At 69.7% G+C, this 16,583-nt stretch carries 17 protein-coding genes; 8 read left to right on the forward strand and 9 right to left on the reverse strand.

Going from position 1 to position 16,583, the window contains the following annotated elements; all coding sequences use genetic code 11:
- Complete coding sequence (locus tag AB0B64_RS07415) at positions 1-456, forward strand: hypothetical protein (RefSeq protein ID WP_357941147.1); 456 nt, start codon at positions 1-3, stop codon at positions 454-456.
- Between the two features lie 44 nt (positions 457-500).
- On the opposite strand, the gene AB0B64_RS07420 is transcribed toward AB0B64_RS07415, so the two are convergent.
- The 6 genes from AB0B64_RS07420 to AB0B64_RS07445 all read right to left on the reverse strand — a co-directional run bounded on the left by AB0B64_RS07420 (position 501) and on the right by AB0B64_RS07445 (position 6,439).
- Positions 501-1,439, reverse strand: coding sequence for a hypothetical protein (locus AB0B64_RS07420; protein ID WP_357941149.1), 939 nt, complete (start codon positions 1,437-1,439; stop codon positions 501-503).
- Positions 1,436-2,890 (reverse strand): PQQ-dependent sugar dehydrogenase, encoded by a 1,455-nt coding sequence (locus AB0B64_RS07425; protein ID WP_358175416.1) that lies wholly within the window; start codon positions 2,888-2,890, stop codon positions 1,436-1,438. Before AB0B64_RS07425 ends, AB0B64_RS07420 begins: the two co-directional genes overlap by 4 nt.
- A 114-nt stretch (positions 2,891-3,004) precedes the next feature.
- Positions 3,005-3,736: a hypothetical protein gene (locus AB0B64_RS07430; RefSeq protein ID WP_357941153.1), complete on the reverse strand. Its 732-nt coding sequence runs from the start codon at positions 3,734-3,736 to the stop codon at positions 3,005-3,007.
- Between the two features lie 40 nt (positions 3,737-3,776).
- Positions 3,777-4,559: an ABC transporter ATP-binding protein gene (locus AB0B64_RS07435; RefSeq protein ID WP_357941155.1), complete on the reverse strand. Its 783-nt coding sequence runs from the start codon at positions 4,557-4,559 to the stop codon at positions 3,777-3,779.
- 2 nt (positions 4,560-4,561) lie between these two features.
- Complete coding sequence (locus AB0B64_RS07440; protein WP_357941157.1) at positions 4,562-5,584, reverse strand: ABC transporter substrate-binding protein; 1,023 nt, start codon at positions 5,582-5,584, stop codon at positions 4,562-4,564.
- Positions 5,585-5,623: 39 nt separating this feature from the next.
- Entirely contained in the window at positions 5,624-6,439 is an 816-nt protein-coding gene (locus AB0B64_RS07445) for an ABC transporter permease (RefSeq protein WP_357941159.1), read from the reverse strand.
- 160 nt (positions 6,440-6,599) lie between these two features.
- Here AB0B64_RS07445 and AB0B64_RS07450 point away from each other — a divergent pair, with 160 nt between their 5' ends.
- Positions 6,600-7,625: a LacI family DNA-binding transcriptional regulator gene (locus AB0B64_RS07450; protein WP_357941161.1), complete on the forward strand. Its 1,026-nt coding sequence runs from the start codon at positions 6,600-6,602 to the stop codon at positions 7,623-7,625.
- A gap of 36 nt (positions 7,626-7,661) precedes the next feature.
- On the forward strand, positions 7,662-7,967 hold the full coding sequence (locus AB0B64_RS07455; RefSeq protein ID WP_357941162.1) for a UTRA domain-containing protein: 306 nt from the start codon (positions 7,662-7,664) through the stop codon (positions 7,965-7,967).
- A gap of 274 nt (positions 7,968-8,241) precedes the next feature.
- On the opposite strand, the gene AB0B64_RS07460 is transcribed toward AB0B64_RS07455, so the two are convergent.
- Positions 8,242-9,042, reverse strand: coding sequence for an FCD domain-containing protein (locus AB0B64_RS07460; protein WP_357941164.1), 801 nt, complete (start codon positions 9,040-9,042; stop codon positions 8,242-8,244).
- A gap of 34 nt (positions 9,043-9,076) precedes the next feature.
- Entirely contained in the window at positions 9,077-9,214 is a 138-nt protein-coding gene (locus tag AB0B64_RS07465; protein WP_357941166.1) for a hypothetical protein, read from the reverse strand.
- A gap of 207 nt (positions 9,215-9,421) precedes the next feature.
- Between AB0B64_RS07465 and AB0B64_RS07470 the strand changes: the two genes are divergently transcribed.
- Genes AB0B64_RS07470 through AB0B64_RS07490 form a run of 5 tightly spaced genes read left to right on the forward strand, consistent with a single transcriptional unit; the run spans position 9,422 to position 14,285 of the window.
- Positions 9,422-9,808, forward strand: a complete 387-nt coding sequence (locus AB0B64_RS07470; protein WP_357941168.1) for a hypothetical protein — start codon at positions 9,422-9,424, stop codon at positions 9,806-9,808.
- Positions 9,792-10,226, forward strand: a complete 435-nt coding sequence (locus AB0B64_RS07475) for a hypothetical protein (RefSeq protein WP_357941170.1) — start codon at positions 9,792-9,794, stop codon at positions 10,224-10,226. The genes AB0B64_RS07470 and AB0B64_RS07475 overlap by 17 nt, the downstream gene beginning before the upstream one ends.
- Before the next feature lie 15 nt (positions 10,227-10,241).
- Positions 10,242-11,738: an aldehyde dehydrogenase family protein gene (locus AB0B64_RS07480; RefSeq protein WP_357941172.1), complete on the forward strand. Its 1,497-nt coding sequence runs from the start codon at positions 10,242-10,244 to the stop codon at positions 11,736-11,738.
- 20 nt (positions 11,739-11,758) lie between these two features.
- Positions 11,759-12,298 carry a nuclear transport factor 2 family protein gene (locus AB0B64_RS07485; RefSeq protein WP_358175419.1) on the forward strand — a complete coding sequence of 180 codons (540 nt, stop codon included), beginning with the start codon at positions 11,759-11,761 and terminating at the stop codon, positions 12,296-12,298.
- Positions 12,299-12,311: 13 nt separating this feature from the next.
- Positions 12,312-14,285: an FAD-dependent oxidoreductase gene (locus AB0B64_RS07490; protein ID WP_358175422.1), complete on the forward strand. Its 1,974-nt coding sequence runs from the start codon at positions 12,312-12,314 to the stop codon at positions 14,283-14,285.
- 619 nt (positions 14,286-14,904) lie between these two features.
- Here AB0B64_RS07490 and AB0B64_RS07495 read toward each other — a convergent pair.
- The gene (locus AB0B64_RS07495; protein ID WP_358175424.1) at positions 14,905-16,458 is read right to left on the reverse strand and encodes a PHB depolymerase family esterase; all 1,554 of its coding nucleotides are present in this window, start codon (positions 16,456-16,458) and stop codon (positions 14,905-14,907) included.
- Between the last annotated feature and the right edge of the window lie 125 nt (positions 16,459-16,583).

A 16,583-nucleotide genomic window follows, 5' to 3' on the forward strand; every position in this document is an offset into this window, starting at 1 on the left:
ATGACGACATTTCCACGTCTGGCCGCTACTGCGCTGCTGGTCGGGCTCGTGGCCGGTTGTACGAACGCCAGCGGTTCCGTAGGAGCCGGCCAGAGCGCCGCGATGGCCGGGGGCGAGCCCATCGTGCAGAAGCCCGCCACGGTCGACAACAACGTCTACACCGTCGAGCAACTGGCCGAGAAGGTCGGGTGCAAGCCGAAGATCCAGGTCAACGCCAAGGACATTCGTACGGGCTTCTGCCAGACCGACGAGGGTCAGTTCTTCGTGTCGACGTTCGCCACCCAGGCCGGCAAGGACGCCTGGATGGACACCGCGCCCGAATACAACCCGCACCTGGTCGGCAACCGATGGACCGTGCTGTCCAGCCGCAAGGTGCTTGACGCTTTGAAGGAGCGTCTCCACGGTGAGCTCCATCTCAAGGACCACAGGACCAAACAGATGCAGACTAACGGCTGACGGAGGGCTGGGAAGGCGGTGGGAGTCCTCCCAGCCCCAGCCGTTCAGCCTCGGGCCGCCAGCTTGTACTGGGCCCAGATCTCCAGGGGGGCCGCGACCCTGTCGAGGAACATCAAATCGTCCATCCGGCAGTTACAGGGGTTGTTCTCTCTGGTGTTCTGCGGATAGCTACCTCCGATCTTGATGCCTCTGGGGTCGGTGGCCGAGGTGAGATCGGGCTCCGGCGCCCCCTCCACGCCCCACGGATCACCCGTGAGCGTGTAGAAGCCGTCGAGCGGGCGGCCGTTCTTGTAGAGCTTCATCGCGGCGTTGTCGTAGTCGAACGTGGCCGCCAGGAAGACCCATTCATCCTGGGGAAGCACGCTCTGCCACGGCTCGCTCGCGGCGAAGGTCTGGGAACTGCTGCCGTCGACTCGCCTGCCCAGCGCGACCACGCGCAGCTCCCCGTTGACCGTGATGAGTTCGAGCAGCGCTCTGACGTCATGGCCCTGGGAGTTGCCGGTGAGCACCCCGGCCAGCCCGATCGCTCCGTAGCGGTCGGCCGGGTCCGCGGTGTTGGAGTTGAGGCTGGGGTTCTCGCCGGTCATCTTGAACCAGCCCATGACGGTGGCGCCCTTGACGGCGTTGAAGGCGTGGAGGGTGGGCACTCCGGTCTCGGAGTAGATCCCGGCCTTCCAGTCGTCGTTGCCCATCGTGGCGGGGTTCACCTGCTGGAGCTGGATCGAGTGGCGGCTGCCCCGATGCGCGCCGTCGTCGTTGCGCATGGCGGCACCGCCGTTGATCAGCGTGATGTCCGTGCCCGATCTGCCCTGGTCGCGCTCCAGCGCGGGGTTTCCGGGGACCGGGTGTTCGAAGTCGTAGGCGGCGATGAGGTTGTGGCGCAGCGTGGGCAGTACGCCGGGCCGGTCGTGGGCGGCGGCCGGGGTGGCGAGCGTCGCCGTCAGGACGAGAGCCACCACCGGGGCCAGATAGCGGTGCCTCATGGCGTCGCCGTCATGCAGGCGCCGGTGACCTTCCAGATCTTGCCGTTGGCCTTGGACAGCAGGTAGAGCTCGCCCGCGCCGTCGCGGCTCAGGCGCAGGTCCACCCGGGCGTCCCCGGCCAGATCCTTCATGGTGACCGTGGCGCCGCTCGCGTTCACGAGCTTGGGCTGGTAGATCGTGGCCCGCGGGCCGCCCTGCCGCATCTGGCTCGCGATGGTGAAGAAGACGCGGCCGTCGACGATGTCGCCGAACAGGTATTTGCCGTACAGCAGCGGCAGCCGCGTGCCGCGATAGACGAACCCACCGGCCACCGCGTGACCGCTGTCGGCCGTGCAGGAGTGGCCGGGCGGCGGGTCGTGGTCGTAGGCCGCGACCGGGTAGGTGTAGCCGAACGACGCGTCGTTGTCGGGCAGCGTGTACAGATGGCAGCGGTCGGCCTTGTTGAACACGAAGGAGCCCTCGCGCTCGCTCCAGCCCAGGTTGTCACCGGCCTTGACCTCGTAAATGGCCTCGATGGCGTGCTCGCCGATGTGGCCGAGGAACAGCCGGTTGCCCTGCGGGTCCCAGCTGAAGCGGTGCGGGTCGCGCATGCCGTACGCGTAGATCTCGCCGATCGCGCCGGCCTTGGTGACGAACGGGTTCTTGGCCGGGATGCCGTACTTGCCGTTGGCGGCGTTCGTGCCCAGGGGGTCGATGCGCAGCACCTTGCCCTGCGGGATGGCCAGGTTCTGCGGGTCGTCGCTCGACGAGCCCCGGCCGCCGTCGCCCGAGGCGACGTAGAGCAGGCCGTAGTCGGCGTCGCGGCGACGCGCGTACGGGTTGAAGTCGATCTGCTGGATGCCGTGGACCTGGCCGTTGAAACCGAGCCTGAGCACCTCTCTGTGGGTGCCGCTGAAGGTGTCGGCCTTCGGGTTCGTGGCCGTCCACTCGGTGATCACGCCGTGGAACTTGGTGTCGGGCTGAGGCGTCAGGTCCGGCGTCTTGGTGGTGAGGGCCGCGCCCCACTCGGTGTGTACGGTGTAGAACTTGCCGTTACGGGCGAAGTCCGGATGGAAGGCGACGTACCCGAACCCGGATCCCAGACCGCGGCCGGAGAGGAAGTCCGGCGCGAACGTGGCACCGACGTCGAGGTATTCCTGCGGCTGGCCGTTCTTCAGCAGGTACAGCTTGCCGTTGAGGTCGTTGACGAACTGGCGCCGCGACCCGTCGGGGATCTCGCCGATGTTGTTGATCCTGGCCCAGCGCATCAGCCGTTGGTCGGTGGGCGTGGGGACCGGTTCGGTCTTGGGGAAGGTCGCGTACTCGGTCAGCGTCAGCGTGAGACCGGACGCGGTGGGATTCTCCGGAATGGGGTCGTCGATCGGGGTCGAGTCCATCGCGGCCGCCGGCGGCGCCCAGAGCGCGGTCGCCAGCAGTGCGGCTAAGAGGTACCGGAGGGGGGATTTCGGCATTCCTGTGCACCACCTGAGGGGTTGTTGGAAAGCGCTTACCGGGGACGGTAAAGGGAGAAGTGAGAGCAGTCAAGAAGGGTGACGTCAGGGGTTCTGGGTGCTCGGCGCAGGCGGTCAGGGCTGGGAGCGGTCGGCGCAGGCCGGTGTGCCGGTGACGGTCAGGTTGCGCACCCGCCCGATGTTGTCGAACGAGCCGAAGCCGACACGGCCCGAGGGGAACGTCCGGTCCGTGGCCGTGATCAGCGGTGTCGTCGAGCCGTCCATGAAGACCGAGATGCGGCCGGTGTCCGCGCAGTAGCGGACGCGGACCTTGTGCCACGCCTCATCGGTGACCGCGGGCGGGGCGCCGACCTGGCCGTTCCACTGGTCGTCGATGCGCAGGCGATCGGCGTTGTTCACCACGAAGATCCCGTTGTGGGGATAGATGGTGTTGTCCTGCGACAGGTGGGCGTAGTTGAACTGCAGATCGGAGCGGTAGCCGAACACGATGATCACGTCACGGTTGCTGACGCTGGTCGGGGTGTCGAGCCGTACCTCGGCGTCGATCTGCACCGATCCGAAGACCGGGCCCTTGGTCAGCACGGCGTACTCGAAGGGGCGGCGCGGGCCGGGGCGCGCTTCCCCGGCTTCGGCGAGGATCACCTGGTCGCCGGGGAACTGCCACTTGGCTGGAGTCACCGGTGCCCAGCTGGTGGCGGCGTTGGTCTTGCGGACGACCGTGCGGCCCAACGTACAGTCGGGAGCTTGTGCCGCCTGGTCGGCGGCGGTGGCGTGGGCGGTGGGCGCGATGAACTGGGCCAGGACCAGCACCAGTGCGAGCGCGCACAAGCGGACGAATGTGGGCATCGGAATCCTCTCAGTGGGGGGAGGGGGCGGATCCGAGCGGTCAATCGTTGTGCGTGGCGGCCCCCAGCAGGTCGCGGATGTGGCTGGTCGCGGCGGCGAAGGCGGGCTGGGACATGGTCGCCGCGTAGTCACGTACCCGTGGCAGCGCCACGTCGATGACCTCGGCGATCGTGCCGGGCCGCGGTGTCATGACGATCACCCGGTTGCCCAGGTAGACCGCCTCGGCGATGGAGTGCGTGACGAGCAGGACCGTGGTCTCGGTCTCGTGCCAGATGCGGTGCAGCTCGATGTTCATCTGCTCGCGGGTCAGGGCGTCCAGTGCGCCGAACGGCTCGTCCATGAGCAGCACCGGCGGCCGGTGCAGCAGCGCGCGGCAGAGCGCCACCCGCTGCTGCATCCCGCCGGACAGCTCATGCGGCAACGCGTCCTCGAAGCCCGTCAGCCCGGTCATCTCGATCAGCTCGTCGGCCCTGGCGGCGGCCTCCTTCTGCGGCATGTCGCGCATCTCGGCCTGGAGCAGGATGTTCTTGCGCGCCGAACGCCACTCCAGCAGGGCGGCGCGCTGGAAGACGTACCCGACGTCGTGGCGCGGGCCGCCGACCGTGCCGCCGAGCAGCCGCACCGCGCCCGCCGACGGCTTGAGCAGCCCGGAGACCAGCTTGAGCAGCGTCGACTTGCCGCATCCCGACGGGCCCACGATGGACACGAACTCGCCGGGGCGGACGTCCATCGACACGTTCTCCAGCGCGACCACGTCGCGCTTCTTCGATCGGAACCGCACCGCCACCTTGTCGATCTCGACGGCGGGTGCCTGTTGCGTCACGGTCATCCCTTCGGCGCCACGCTGGCGTCCCAGTAGGCGCTGGGCGCCTGCGGGTTGGAGACCATCCCGGCCTTGGCGAAGGTGTCGATCGTCTTCTGCCAGTCGGCCTCGGTGTTGACGCCCGGCGCCTGTCCCTGGGTGGCGTCGGTGTGCAGCAGCGTGGTCGTGGTCTTGAACTGGTCGAGCAGTACCTGAGCCGGCGGCAGCTGCTCCGAGGCGCCCTTCATGGCGTCCACCGCGGCCTGCTGGTCCTTCTCCGCCGCCGCCCACGCCTCGCTGGTGGCCGCGACCATCCGCTTGACCAGGTCGGCCTTGCTCTGCAGGAAGGAGGAGGAGGTGAGCAGGCCGTTGCTGTAGTAGTTCAGGCCGAACTCGGAGAAGCGCAGGTACGCGACCGGCTTGCCGGCCTTGTTCTGCATCGTCGGGCCCTGGTCGGAGGCGTAGCCGAGCAGCGCGTCCGTCTGCCCCGACATGACGGCCGCGATCTTGCCGGCCGGGTCGGTGTTCTGCAGCTTGACGTCGGCGTCGCTCATCCCGTTGGCCTTGAGGAACACCGGGAAGGTCTTGGTGAGCGCGTCACCGGCCGTCGAGGCGATCGTCTTGCCCTTCAGGTCGGCCGGCTTGGTGATGTTCTTCTCCTGGAAGAACTGCACCGAGGCCGGGGTCGTCTGCAGGAAGACGCCCAGGCTCTTCACGGGCACGCCCGAGCTCACTCCGCCGAGCAGCGCGGGGGTGTCGGCCCAGCCGAAGTCCGTCTGGCCGGCGCCGGTGGCCTGGACGGTCTTCTGCGAGCCCTGCCCGGCCTGGATCGTCAGGTCGATGCCGTGTTTTTCGAAGATGCCCTTCGTCTTGCCGTAGTAGAAGGGCGCGTGCTCGCCGTACGGATACCAGTTGAGGGTGAGCGTGGCCTTGTCGAGCTGCTTGCCCGACGAACTGGTGGTCTTCTCGCCGCCGCCGGAGCCGCACGCGGTGGCGAACAGGAGCAGAGCCGGGGCTATGACGGCGATCAGCGTGCGTGTCTTCATGGCGTCCTCAGGGGGTGAGGTCTTCGGCGGGGTCGTTCCTTAGTACGTGACGGTGACGGCGTCGCCGCGGCGGCTGGCGTGCCAGGGCAGCAGCAGCCGCTCGGCGAACTCGACGGCGACGAAGAGCACGACGCCGAGCAGGGACATGACGAGGAGTCCCGCGAAGAGCATGGGTGTGTCGATGTTGCCGTTGGCCTGCAGGATGACCGAGCCGAGCCCGTCGTTGCCGCCGACGAACTCGCCCACGACCGCCCCGGTGACGGCGAGCGTCACGGCGACCTTCAACCCGGAGAACAGGAACGGCAGGGAGGCGGGAAACCTGATCTTGGCGAAGGTCTTCGCCGGGCTCGCTCCCATGGTCGAAGCCAGCTGGAGCATCTCCGGATCCACCGACTTCAGGCCGGTGACCATGGAGATGACGACGGGGAAGAACGCGATCAGCACGGCGACCACGATCCTGGGCGTCAGCCCGAACCCGAGCCAGACCACGAACAGCGGGGCGATCGCGATCTTCGGGACGACCTGCGCGAACAGCAGCAGCGGATAGAGGGTCTTCTCGACCTCCGCCGAGGCCACCATGAGCACCGCCGCGGCGACGCCGACGACGACGGCGATCGCGAAGCCGAGCACCGTCTCGTAGCCGGTCACCAAGGTGTGGTGGGCGAGGTAGCCGGCCTTGTCGGCCATCACCTGGAGGGTGACTCCGGGCGAGGGCACGAGGAACCTGGGCACGATCTCGAACTCGGTGATCGCCCACCAGATCGCGTAGCAGGCGGCGAGCAGGGCGAACGGCCGCCAGGACCGGTCCGCCAGTTCCACGACGCGGTCGCGCGAGCTCGGACTCTCGCGCCGCACGATTCCATCAGCGGTCTGTACCACGATCGAAGGTATCCCTCCATCGCGTGCCATCAGGCCAAATGCGAGAAAGCGCTATCTGAAAGCGCTTTCCTGCGGTACGCTAACCCGGCATGGTCCAGGGGTCAATGGTCGTTAACTTCCTGTTACAGGAGGGCGAGTGGCCGATCGCGTTCACGTCACTCTCCGGGATGTGGCCATGGCCGCCGGAGTCTCCCTAGCCACCGCCTCACGTGTCCTCAACGGCACCGCCAAGGTCCGCGAAGACCTGCGCGACCGGGTCGAGGCCGCCGCCTCCGAGCTCGCGTACACGCCGAACGCCCACGCCCAGGCCCTCGTCCGGGCCTCCAACGAGACCGTCGGCGTCATCTGCCACGACGTCAGCGACCCCTATTTCTCCGGCATCGCCAGGGGAGTCATGCGCGCCGCCGCGCAGCGCGACCTGCTGGTGATGCTGGCCAGCACGTTCCGCGACAGCACGCGCGAGGTGGCCTACGTGTCCATGCTGCGCGCCCAGCGGGCCCGCGCGATCCTGCTGATCGGCTCCGGCTTCGAGGACCGCGGCTGGGAACGGGCCATGGACGTCGAACTACGCCCCTACCTGAACGCCGGCGGCCGGGTCGCCGTGGTCAGCCGGCACCGCAGCCTGCGCGTCGACACCGTACTTCCGGAGAACCGCGAGGGCGCCGCCGCCCTGGCCCGCGCACTGCTCGCCCTCGGCCACCGCCGCTTCGCCATCCTGTCGGGCCCGCCCGGCCTCAGCACCGTCGTGGACCGGGTCAGCGGCTTCCGCGACGCCCTGGCGGCGGCCGGAGTGACGGTCGACCAGATCGAGGAGGGCCCTTTCAACCGCGAAGGCGGCTACGCCGGGGCCTCCGCCCTCCTGGACCGAGGTCTCGACGCCACCTGCCTGTTCGCCGCCACGGACGTGATGGCGGTGGGAGCGCTGGCCGCCTTGCGGGAACGCGGGCTGCGGGTGCCGGAGGACGTGTCGCTGGCGGGCTTCGACGACATCCCGGTGGTACGGGACCTGACACCACCGCTGACGACGGTGTCGCTGCCGTTGGAGGAGATGGGGGAGCGGGTGATCGCTCTGGCCCTGCGGGACGGGAGCCGGGGACGACGACGAATCGAACGGGTGCCGGGCACGGTCATCTTGCGCGCCAGCACCATCGGGCCGCCCTAAAGGGCGTTCTTCCTGCCCACCCGCCCACAAAGCGGCATGCCAGGGATCATTCGCAAGGGCTTCGGACACGCGATGATCGGCCACTTCGAGGAGGACGTGCGGGGCCGTGGCGGCGAGCAGACCATCGCCGGACGGCGGCTGGAGACGGTGCCGGCCAGCACGGCGGCCGCCGCCGAGCTAGGGGTGACGCCAGGCACGACCATCGTCGAGATCGAACGCCTGCGGATGGTGAACACGGAGCCGTGGGCGCTGACCATCACGCGGCTGCCGTTGTCCGTCGGCAAGCTCGCGACCTCAGCCGATTCCTCGTCAACGTCTACCGCCATCCCCCCCGCCGAATGATCGCTACCGCCTTCCGGGGCGGAAGCCCCAGGAGTACGGCTTCCGCTTGGATGCCTAGCGGGTGCGGTGTCCAGCGGGTGGTGGCGCAGCACGGCGACCGCCCCGCCCACGATCGCCGGGACGCCCACCAGGCCGAGGAAACGCATAAGGATCAGGTGGTCTCCCACTACGACCTCGCGTACCACGTACCGCACAGCAGCCTGATCGTCCGGCGAACGCCCAGCTCAGCAGCAGTATTCGCGTTTTGGAACCGCACAAGCCGTGCGCTCCGGGCTCACTGCCATTCGATGACCTCGTCCATCTGGACGCTGCTCTGCTCGCGGTGATAGCTGCTGATGTCCTCGATGTGCTGCTGCATGAGGGTACGGGCCAGCGTGCCGTGGCCGCCGACGATCGCCTTGGCCAGGCGCCGGTGGCTGGTGGCGATGAGGTCGCGGATCGCTCTGGGATCCTCGTTCACCGCGACATGGTGCGTGACGACCTGCCCCATGGTCTGCAACGTCAATTCCAGGACGCGGTTGCGGGCCAGCGAGGCGATGGTGGCATGGAAGGACGAGTGCTGCGCCACGAAGTCCTCAACCCCTGCCTGCTCGTCGTCGGCACAGTCGTCGGAGCCGAGGAAGGGCGCCATCGCGGCCAACCGCGCGTCGCGCAGGGGGTGGCGCGCCGCGCGCGCGGCCAGCTCGCACTCGGCGAACACCCATGCCTCGAACAGCTCCTCGTACGTGGCGCCGGCCATCTGGTAGTAGAGCGTCGCGGTGCGGCCCAGGTTGGCCGGGTCCACCATGCCGACCACGGGGCCGCCGCCGGGCCCCCGGCGGATGGAGATGAGCCCTTGGACCTCCAGCAGGCGCAGGCCCTCCCGCAGCGACTCGCGGCTGACGCCGTACTCGGCCAGCATGGCCGCCTCGGCCGGCAACGCGTCACCGGGTTGCCGTCCGGATGCGATGATGTCGCGTACGAGATCGCGGGCCATGCTCTCGGACGTCTTGAGAACACGCATCAGGCCGTCGCCACGTCCGATCGCGACGCGGCTCATGGCGGGGGTCTCAGCGCTGTCACGCCTGATGGACATGACGTCAAGGCTACCGTTGAGGAAGACTCGGGGATCAGAACCGGATGACGTCCCGGATGCCGTGCCAGGCGCGCTCGTCCTCGTAGGCCTGGCCGATCTCGTCCATCGTGCCGACCAGCGCCACGGCGCCGTCGTCGCACAGGGTCAAGGCCGCGCACGTCTTCACGTCCATCTCCTCCTCTCCCTCACGCGACACAGGCGTGGACCGGGCCGGACTGTTGTTTCGAGCATGTACCGAACCATAATCCTCATGAGAAATAACGACAAGGATTCTGGTACTTGCGGTTAATCCTCATGACATTTATGGTCCGAGGCATGCCCCGGTGCGACGTGCCGCTCCGGCCGCCACTCCCCGTAGACCCGTTTCGACCACCCCCAATTGATCACTACGACGGGTAGCCACATGTACGGCACCAAGACCCTGACGCTCCTCGCCACAGGCGTGCTCGCGACCGCTCTGGCGGCGTGCGGGACGATTTCGGAGCCGGCCTCGCAGAAGGTCGCCTTCGTCCAGTGCGCGGACCCGAGCTGCGCCATCCTGGCCGGATACCTCGACGAGGCCGTCAAGGCCCGAGGCTGGGAACTGGTCACGGTGAGCGCCACGGCCACGGACCCGGGCGCCGCCGTCCAGCAGGCGATCGACGCCGGCGTGGACTACCTGGTCACCACGCCGGAGGCGGCGAAGGAGATCGAGGGAGAGAAGGACGGTTGGCCCGGCCTCGCCGGGTTCACGGACACGTTCAAGAACTGTGGGGCGTCTAGGTGAGCGGCCCCGCACTGGATCTTCACACGGTCTCGAAGACGTTCGCCGGCCAGGTCGTGCTCGACCGGCGGTCGCGGCGCACGAGGCGGGCATCCGCTTCGTCCACCAGGACCTGGCGGACCGCACCGGGGTGGCCGTCTCAGGCGGTGACGGCGCCCCGCAGGAGGCGCCGCACACCCCGATCGGCGCGACCCTGGGCCGCTACAGCGCGGTGTTCCTGTTCGCGTACTTCGCCCCGGCGTTCGGCGTCAAGGGCCTGCAGCTGTCGTTCGGGCCGGGCACCTTCTGGATCCAGCCGTTGTTCCAGGGCGCGGCGCTGATGATCGCGGTGGCCCTGGCGAGCAGGCAGATCACTCACACCCGGCGCTGCCGGCGGGCACAGGCACGCCGGACCGGCCCCGACGATGCTTCCGTCACCTGAAAGGAGTGTTGCCGGATGAGCAGCACGTTGACCGACCCCTCTGTCTACCCGATCTCGGCGGACACCGTCCGCGAGCTGTCCCGCCAGCTGTTCGGTCACGTGATCGACGGCGAGGTGGTCCCGTCCGCCGACGGCGCGACCATGCCGGTCGTCGACCCGGCGACAGAACGGCAGGTGGCCATCGCGGCTGCAGGCTCCGCTGCGGACGCCGAACGGGCTGCGCGGTCGGCGCGGGCCGCGTTCGACGACGGCCGGTGGCGTTTCCTCGCGCCGTTGGAGCGGGAGCGGCGGCTGCGCCGCCTGTCCGCCCTGCTCGCGGAGCGGGCCGACGTCTTCACCGAGCTCGACGTGATCGACTCGGGACTGCTGCGGTGGTACGAGAGCTTCATCGTGCAGTTCGCCGTCGACGGCATCGACTACTACGCGGGCTGGCCGACGAAGCTGGAGGGAACGATCCCGTCGGTGCCGTCCGACCTGGTCGTCTACCAGCACCGCGAGCCGATCGGCGTGATCGGCCTCATCACACCGTGGAACGGGCCGACCTCGGTGCTGGCCTTCGTGGCCGCGGTGCTCGCCGCCGGCAACAGCGTCGTGCTGAAGCCCGCCGAGCAGACCCCGATGTCCGCGGTGCTCATGGCCGAGCTGGCGCTGGAGGCGGGCATCCCGCCCGGCGTGTTCAACGTGCTGCAGGGGTCCGGCGAGTCGGCGGGCGCCGCGCTCGTCACGTCACCGTACGTCGACGCCGTCTCCTTCACCGGCTCGGTCGCCACCGGATCGGCGATCCAGGCGGCGGCCGCTGCCCGGGTCAAGCGGGTGGGCCTCGAACTGGGCGGCAAGAGCGCGCTGATCGTCTTCCCGGACGCGGACCTGGAGGCCGCGGCCGCGGCGGCGATGATGGGCGTGTGGGGCGCGTCCGGCCAGGTGTGCACCGCCGGCAGCCGGGTGCTCGTCCACCGCGACGTGCGCGAGGAACTGGTGAGCAGGATCGTCGAGGGCTCGCGCGATCTGCGGATCGGCTCGGGCTTCGCCCCCGGCAGCCAGCTCGGCCCGCTGGTGTCCGCGCAGCAGCTGGAGCGCGTGCGCCGTTACGTCGGCTACGGCCTGGAGGACGGCGCCGAGCTCGTGCTCGGCGGCGATCGGCACGGTGACGTCGGCTACTTCCACCAGCCGACCGTCTTCACCTCGGTGCGCAACGACATGCGCATCGCCCAGGAGGAGATCTTCGGGCCGGTGATGTCGGTGCTGGACTTCGGCTCGGAGGAGGAGGCGTACGCGATCGCCAACGACACCGACTACGGCCTGGCGGCCGGCGTCTGGACGAACGACCTCGGCCGGGCCCACCGTGCCGGCCGGGCGCTGCGCGCGGGAACCGTGTGGGTGAACACCTACCAGATGGTCTATCCGACGGTGGCCTACGGCGGCGTGAAGCTGTCCGGGCACGGCCGCAACCTGGGCGCGGCGTCGCTGGACGACCTGACCCAGGTCAAGAGCGTGTGGATGAAGGTCGGCTGACGAACGTGGAGGGAGCGACCATGAGGACCCAGTCAGAGGTGGCGGCGATGCTGGACCGGGTCAAGGTGACCGACGTGCTGTACCGGTACGCCTCGTGCATCGACAGAAGGGACCTCGGCGGGCTGCGTACCACGCTCGCCGACGACCTGCGGGCGCAGTACGGCAACGCGGAACCCATCACCGGCGGCGACGCCGTCGCGCGGTGGATCGACGAGGCCACCCGAGACTGCCTGTGGCAGCACCACCTGCTCAGCGTCTACCACGTGGACGTCACCGGGGACGAGGCGAGCGCGCTCGTCTACCACACCTCACACCAGTGCTTCGCCGCCGCCCCGGACACGGCTCACGTCCTGGTCGGCCGGTACCACAATCGGCTGCGCCGGGAGCCGGACGGCTGGCGGATCAGCAGTCTGGTACTGGAGATCCTGTGGGGCGAGCGGCGCACGGACACGACCGGCTACCTGGCCGCGGTCGGCGGCCGGGGGCCCGAGCTGGGACACCGGGCCCAGGCGGACGCTCCCGCGGCGGCGGGAGCCGGCCACGGGGATGGGCGGCTCTGACATGGCCGGCGGCATGAGGGACCCGCTCGATCTCGCCGGGCTACGGTTGCGCAACCGGCTGGTGGCGGTCGCGCACGGTCTGGCGGACGTGCGCGACGGCGCGCCGACCGAGACCGACGCGGCCTACTGGCGGCGGCTCGCCTCGGGAGGCGCGGCCATGGTCATCACCGGCGGCACGGTCGTGGCCAGGGAGTCGACGCTGCGGCAACGCTACCTCACCGAGGCGTACCGGCCGCCGATCCGCGAGGCGCTGCGGCGCCGCGCCCAGGCCATCACGGGCGAGGGCGCAGTGGCGATCTCCCAACTCCTCCACCTGGGCCGGGAGACCCTCGGCGCCGGCAACCACTTCCACCCCGTGTCCGCGAGCGGCGTACGCTCCCCGCGGGAGCCGACCGCCCCGCGCCCGCTGACCGCGGCCGAGGTGCGGGGCGTGGTGGAGGGGTTCCGCGTCTCGGCGGGCAACTGCGTGGAGGCCGGTTACCACGGCGTCGAGCTGCACGCGGCGCACGGGTACCTGCTCGCCCAGTTCCTGTCGCCGGTCACCAACGACCGCGACGACGCCTACGGAGGGGACGCCGACCGGCGGGCGGCGCTGCTGTGCGAGGTCATCGACGCGGTCCGCGCCGAGATCGGCGGGCGGCCGATCGGGGTGCGCCTGTCGATCGCGAACGGTGCCGAGCCCGAGCTGGAGCTCGACGACCTGCTCGACATCGCCCGGCGTGTGTCCGCCGCGTCCCCGTTCGACTACCTCAACGTCACCACGGGCGTGCGCAACACCTACGTGCCCGGTATGGCCACCACCGGGCCGCCCCTGCTGGAATCGGTCGCCGCGCTGCGCCGGGCGGCCTCCGTCCCGCTGCTGGTGAGCCAGTCGTTCCGGACAGCCGCCGACATCGGGCGGGCGCTGCGGCTGGGCGCGGACCTGGTCGGCATGGCGCGGCCGTTCATAGCCGACCCCGACGTGGCGAACAAGTTGCTGTCCGGCGACGAGCGTGGCATCCGGCCGTGCACCTCCTGCAACGAGGACTGCCGCACGTTCGAGCCGACGGGCCTGTGCGCGGTCAATCCGGAGCTCGCGCCCCCCGGCGAGACCAGCCGGCCCGCGGCGCCGCTCATCCTTCTCCACGGTGACGGCCGTCAAGGAGCACGGGCCGGCGGGTCGGGGCCGGTGGCGGTGGTCGGGGCGGGGCCCGCGGGCATGGAGTGCGCGCTGACGCTGGCCCGGCACGACGTGGCCGTAACGGTGTTCGAGGCGGAGCCGTCAGTCGGCGGGCAGGCGGCGCTGGCGAGCCTCGCGCCGCAGCGCGGCGGCTGGCAGCGGTTCGTCGACTACCAGTACGCACAGCTCACCGACCTTGGCGTGTGCGTACGCCCGGGCGCGGCGCCGTCGGCCGCCGATCTGCGTGAGTTCGACGCCGTGGTGGTGGCCACGGGGGCCGTCGAGGAGGCCCCGGAGCTGCCCGGCGACCTGCCGGTCACGTCCAGCACGGAGTTCCTCGGCGACCCCGGGCTCGCAGCGCCGGGCGGCCGCATCGCCGTGCTCGACGACGGCTTCGGATGGTGGCCCGGGATCGGCGCGGTGCAGGCCGCGATCGAGCGGGAGGCGGCCGAGGTCGTCCTGCTCACTCCCGCAGCGGGCTTCGCCACGGGTGTGTCGGTGGAGAACAGGGTGCAACTGCTGCACAGGCTGAAGGGCGCGCCGCTGCGGGTCATGCCGTTCACGACGGTGACGGCCACCCTGACCGCCGCCATCGAGGTACGCGACGTGCTCAGCGGCAGGGCGCGCCGGATCGAGGCCGACCTGCTGGTCGTCGTCGGCCAACGGATCCCGCGCGCGCCGTGGCCCCTCCCGGCGGACGGACGGACCGGGCGGACCGTGGTGGCGATCGGCGACTGCGTGGTGCCCCGCCGGATGTCGCACGCGGTGGCGGAGGGACGTGCCACCGCCATGACGCTGCTCGCTCGCCCGGTCGCGCGCGCCCGGTGATCTCCCAGCTCAGGAGGGGGACGCCGGACGCGGCGCGCGGGCAAGGCCCGCGCCGGCGCCCACGGCGAGTTGCGGCTCCGCGCGCACCAGGCGCCCCGCCGCCGGGACTTGGTGACGTTCGGACCGGGGACATCACCTCATACAGGTTGCGAGATACAGGTTGCGAGCGGCATCGACGAAGAACACTCATCGCGCCGCCGACCGGCCTCACCCCGGAGCTTCCCCGTACTCCGGACACTTGACCTGAGGTCACCCCTGATCGAATGCGAGCCCCAATAGCCAGGCGCGTGCTGGGAGAGGCCGTAGCGCCTGACGGTCAGCCGGGGCCGGGCTTCCTCCTGCTGCTCGCGGGAGATCCGCCGCTGGGTGAGCCGGTGTTCTTCCTGAGCCTCATCGCTGAGTTCCTGGTCATAGGCGGCTGGTCCTCGGCGCGCAGCCCCGGGGTGTGTTGGGCGATGGCGAGGTCTTCCTCGCGGAGGCGCTCGCAGACGCGAGCAGCTTGCGGGACATGCCGAGGTGAAGCTCGTCGACGAGCTCGGTATGGCGGGGTGGATCGAGCGCTACCTCGCCGGTCCCACCTGTCAATGACGGGGCCGTGATCAGGGAAGCGCGCTGACGGTCAGGCGCAGGTGTAGCCGGACGGCAGGGCGGTGTTGCCGTCGGGCCTGCTCGCTTGGAAGCCGAAGCCGGTGGTGCTGGCTCCCGGCGCGAGCGTGCCGTTGTGGCTGACACTTCTGGCCGTGACGGTCTGGCCGCTGGTGGTGATGGTGGCGTTCCACGAGCCGGTCAGGGTGTGCCCGGCCGGCAGGGTGAAGGTGACGGTCCAGCTGGTGATCGTCGAGGTGCTGGTGTTGGTGATGGTCAGCGGCTGGATCACATACCCGGTCCCCCACTGGGACTGCACGGTCGGGGTGGCCGAGCAGGCACCGGTCGTGCCTCCCTGAGTGGTGATCTGCACAGTGTTGGAGACCGGTGAGACGTTACCAGCGGCATCGCGCGCTCGGACCTGGTAGCGGTAGGTGGTGTTCGCAGTCAGGCCCGTGTCGGTGAACGAGGTCGTGGCCGAGGTGCCGACCTGGGGGAATGTGCCGCCCATCGCGCCGGTAGCGCGCAGGATGTCATAGCCGGTCACACCGGTGTCGTCAGTGGAGGCCGTCCAGGTCAGGCTGGTGCCGGTTGTGCTGGTGCCCGAGGCGGTGAGCCCGGCCGGGGCGGTCGGCGGCGTGGTGTCGGTCGGACTGGTAGTCAAGCCGAAGAACTCGATGGCGTAGAGGGCCATACCGCTCTGCGGAAGAGTGTGCCCGGCGCCCTGGATGCTGTACGCCTCCACCTGCACGGTGCCGGACAGATTGGCGTATCGGCTGCGGTTCCAGTTTGCCTGCGGGGTGTCGGTGCCGGTCGGGGTCTGGCTCAGCCCAAACACATTGGTCCACTGCTCGATCGACTCTCCCAGCAGCGAGTAGGGCACGAGGGTGTCGCTGGTGCCGTGCCACAGCTGCATGCGCGGGCGGGGGCCGGAATATCCCGGGTACGTCTGGCGGACCGCATCGCCCCACTGCTGGGGTGTTCGGTCCATGCTCCCGCCGGTGCACCTGCTGCTTCCGGGCGGGTAGTCGGAGGCGCCGGCGAAGCAGTTGAACGGCACGCCCATGAAGGAGGCCCCTGCCTTGAACAGGTCCGGGTAGACGGCGAGCATGTGCTGGGTCATCATGCCGCCGGACGAGCTTCCAGTGGCGTAGACACGGTTCGGGTCTCCCTGATAGGTCCGCTCGACATAGTCGATCATTGAGACGATCGAGACCGGATCGCTGCCGCCGCCGCGCCGCTTGGCCGCGTCCGACCAGGTGTCGAAGCAGTTGCCGAACCCTGCCGACTGGGTGGCGGTCGGGTAGATGACGATGAAGCCATATCGATCCGCCAGCGAGGCGAACTCACTGCCCTGGTAGAAGCCGGGACCGGAGCCGCCGCAGCCATGCATCGCCACCACGATCGCCGGCGAGGCCGGGTGCGAGCCCGGCACATAGACGTGCATCCGCATGTTGCCCGGGTTGTTGCCGAAGCTGGTCACCTCCACCAGGGTGGCGGCGACGGCCGGCGATCCGAGTACCACGGTCATGACGGCAAAGAGCGCCGCGGTGCAGGCACGAGCCAGCACCGTGGTCAATCGTGTCATTCGCGCTCCTCCTCTCCACAGCCGCGGCGCGCCGCGGACCGGTCCGCCGCGTATTGACATCGGTCGCTGGAAAATAGAAGAGCCACAATCCACCGTCAATGCACGCTTGGTGTGCATGTCCGCCG

Origin of the sequence: Nonomuraea sp. NPDC049129, from assembly GCF_040648495.1 — a bacterium.
GTDB lineage: Bacteria > Actinomycetota > Actinomycetes > Streptosporangiales > Streptosporangiaceae > Nonomuraea.

Bases quoted from the DNA above. Each gene is read 5' to 3' on its own strand.
- AB0B64_RS07460 (WP_357941164.1), bottom strand. From the start codon at position 9,042: ATGTCCATCAGGCGTGACAGCGCTGAGACCCCCGCCATGAGCCGCGTC.
- AB0B64_RS07425 (WP_358175416.1), bottom strand. From the start codon at position 2,890: ATGCCGAAATCCCCCCTCCGGTACCTCTTAGCCGCACTGCTGGCGACC.
- AB0B64_RS07480 (WP_357941172.1), top strand. From the start codon at position 10,242: ATGAGCAGCACGTTGACCGACCCCTCTGTCTACCCGATCTCGGCGGAC.
- AB0B64_RS07455 (WP_357941162.1), top strand. From the start codon at position 7,662: ATGCCAGGGATCATTCGCAAGGGCTTCGGACACGCGATGATCGGCCAC.
- AB0B64_RS07485 (WP_358175419.1), top strand. From the start codon at position 11,759: ATGAGGACCCAGTCAGAGGTGGCGGCGATGCTGGACCGGGTCAAGGTG.
- AB0B64_RS07430 (WP_357941153.1), bottom strand. From the start codon at position 3,736: ATGCCCACATTCGTCCGCTTGTGCGCGCTCGCACTGGTGCTGGTCCTG.
- AB0B64_RS07420 (WP_357941149.1), bottom strand. From the start codon at position 1,439: ATGAGGCACCGCTATCTGGCCCCGGTGGTGGCTCTCGTCCTGACGGCG.
- AB0B64_RS07495 (WP_358175424.1), bottom strand. From the start codon at position 16,458: ATGACACGATTGACCACGGTGCTGGCTCGTGCCTGCACCGCGGCGCTC.
- AB0B64_RS07440 (WP_357941157.1), bottom strand. From the start codon at position 5,584: ATGAAGACACGCACGCTGATCGCCGTCATAGCCCCGGCTCTGCTCCTG.
- AB0B64_RS07415 (WP_357941147.1), top strand. From the start codon at position 1: ATGACGACATTTCCACGTCTGGCCGCTACTGCGCTGCTGGTCGGGCTC.
- AB0B64_RS07490 (WP_358175422.1), top strand. From the start codon at position 12,312: ATGAGGGACCCGCTCGATCTCGCCGGGCTACGGTTGCGCAACCGGCTG.
- AB0B64_RS07465 (WP_357941166.1), bottom strand. From the start codon at position 9,214: ATGGACGTGAAGACGTGCGCGGCCTTGACCCTGTGCGACGACGGCGCC.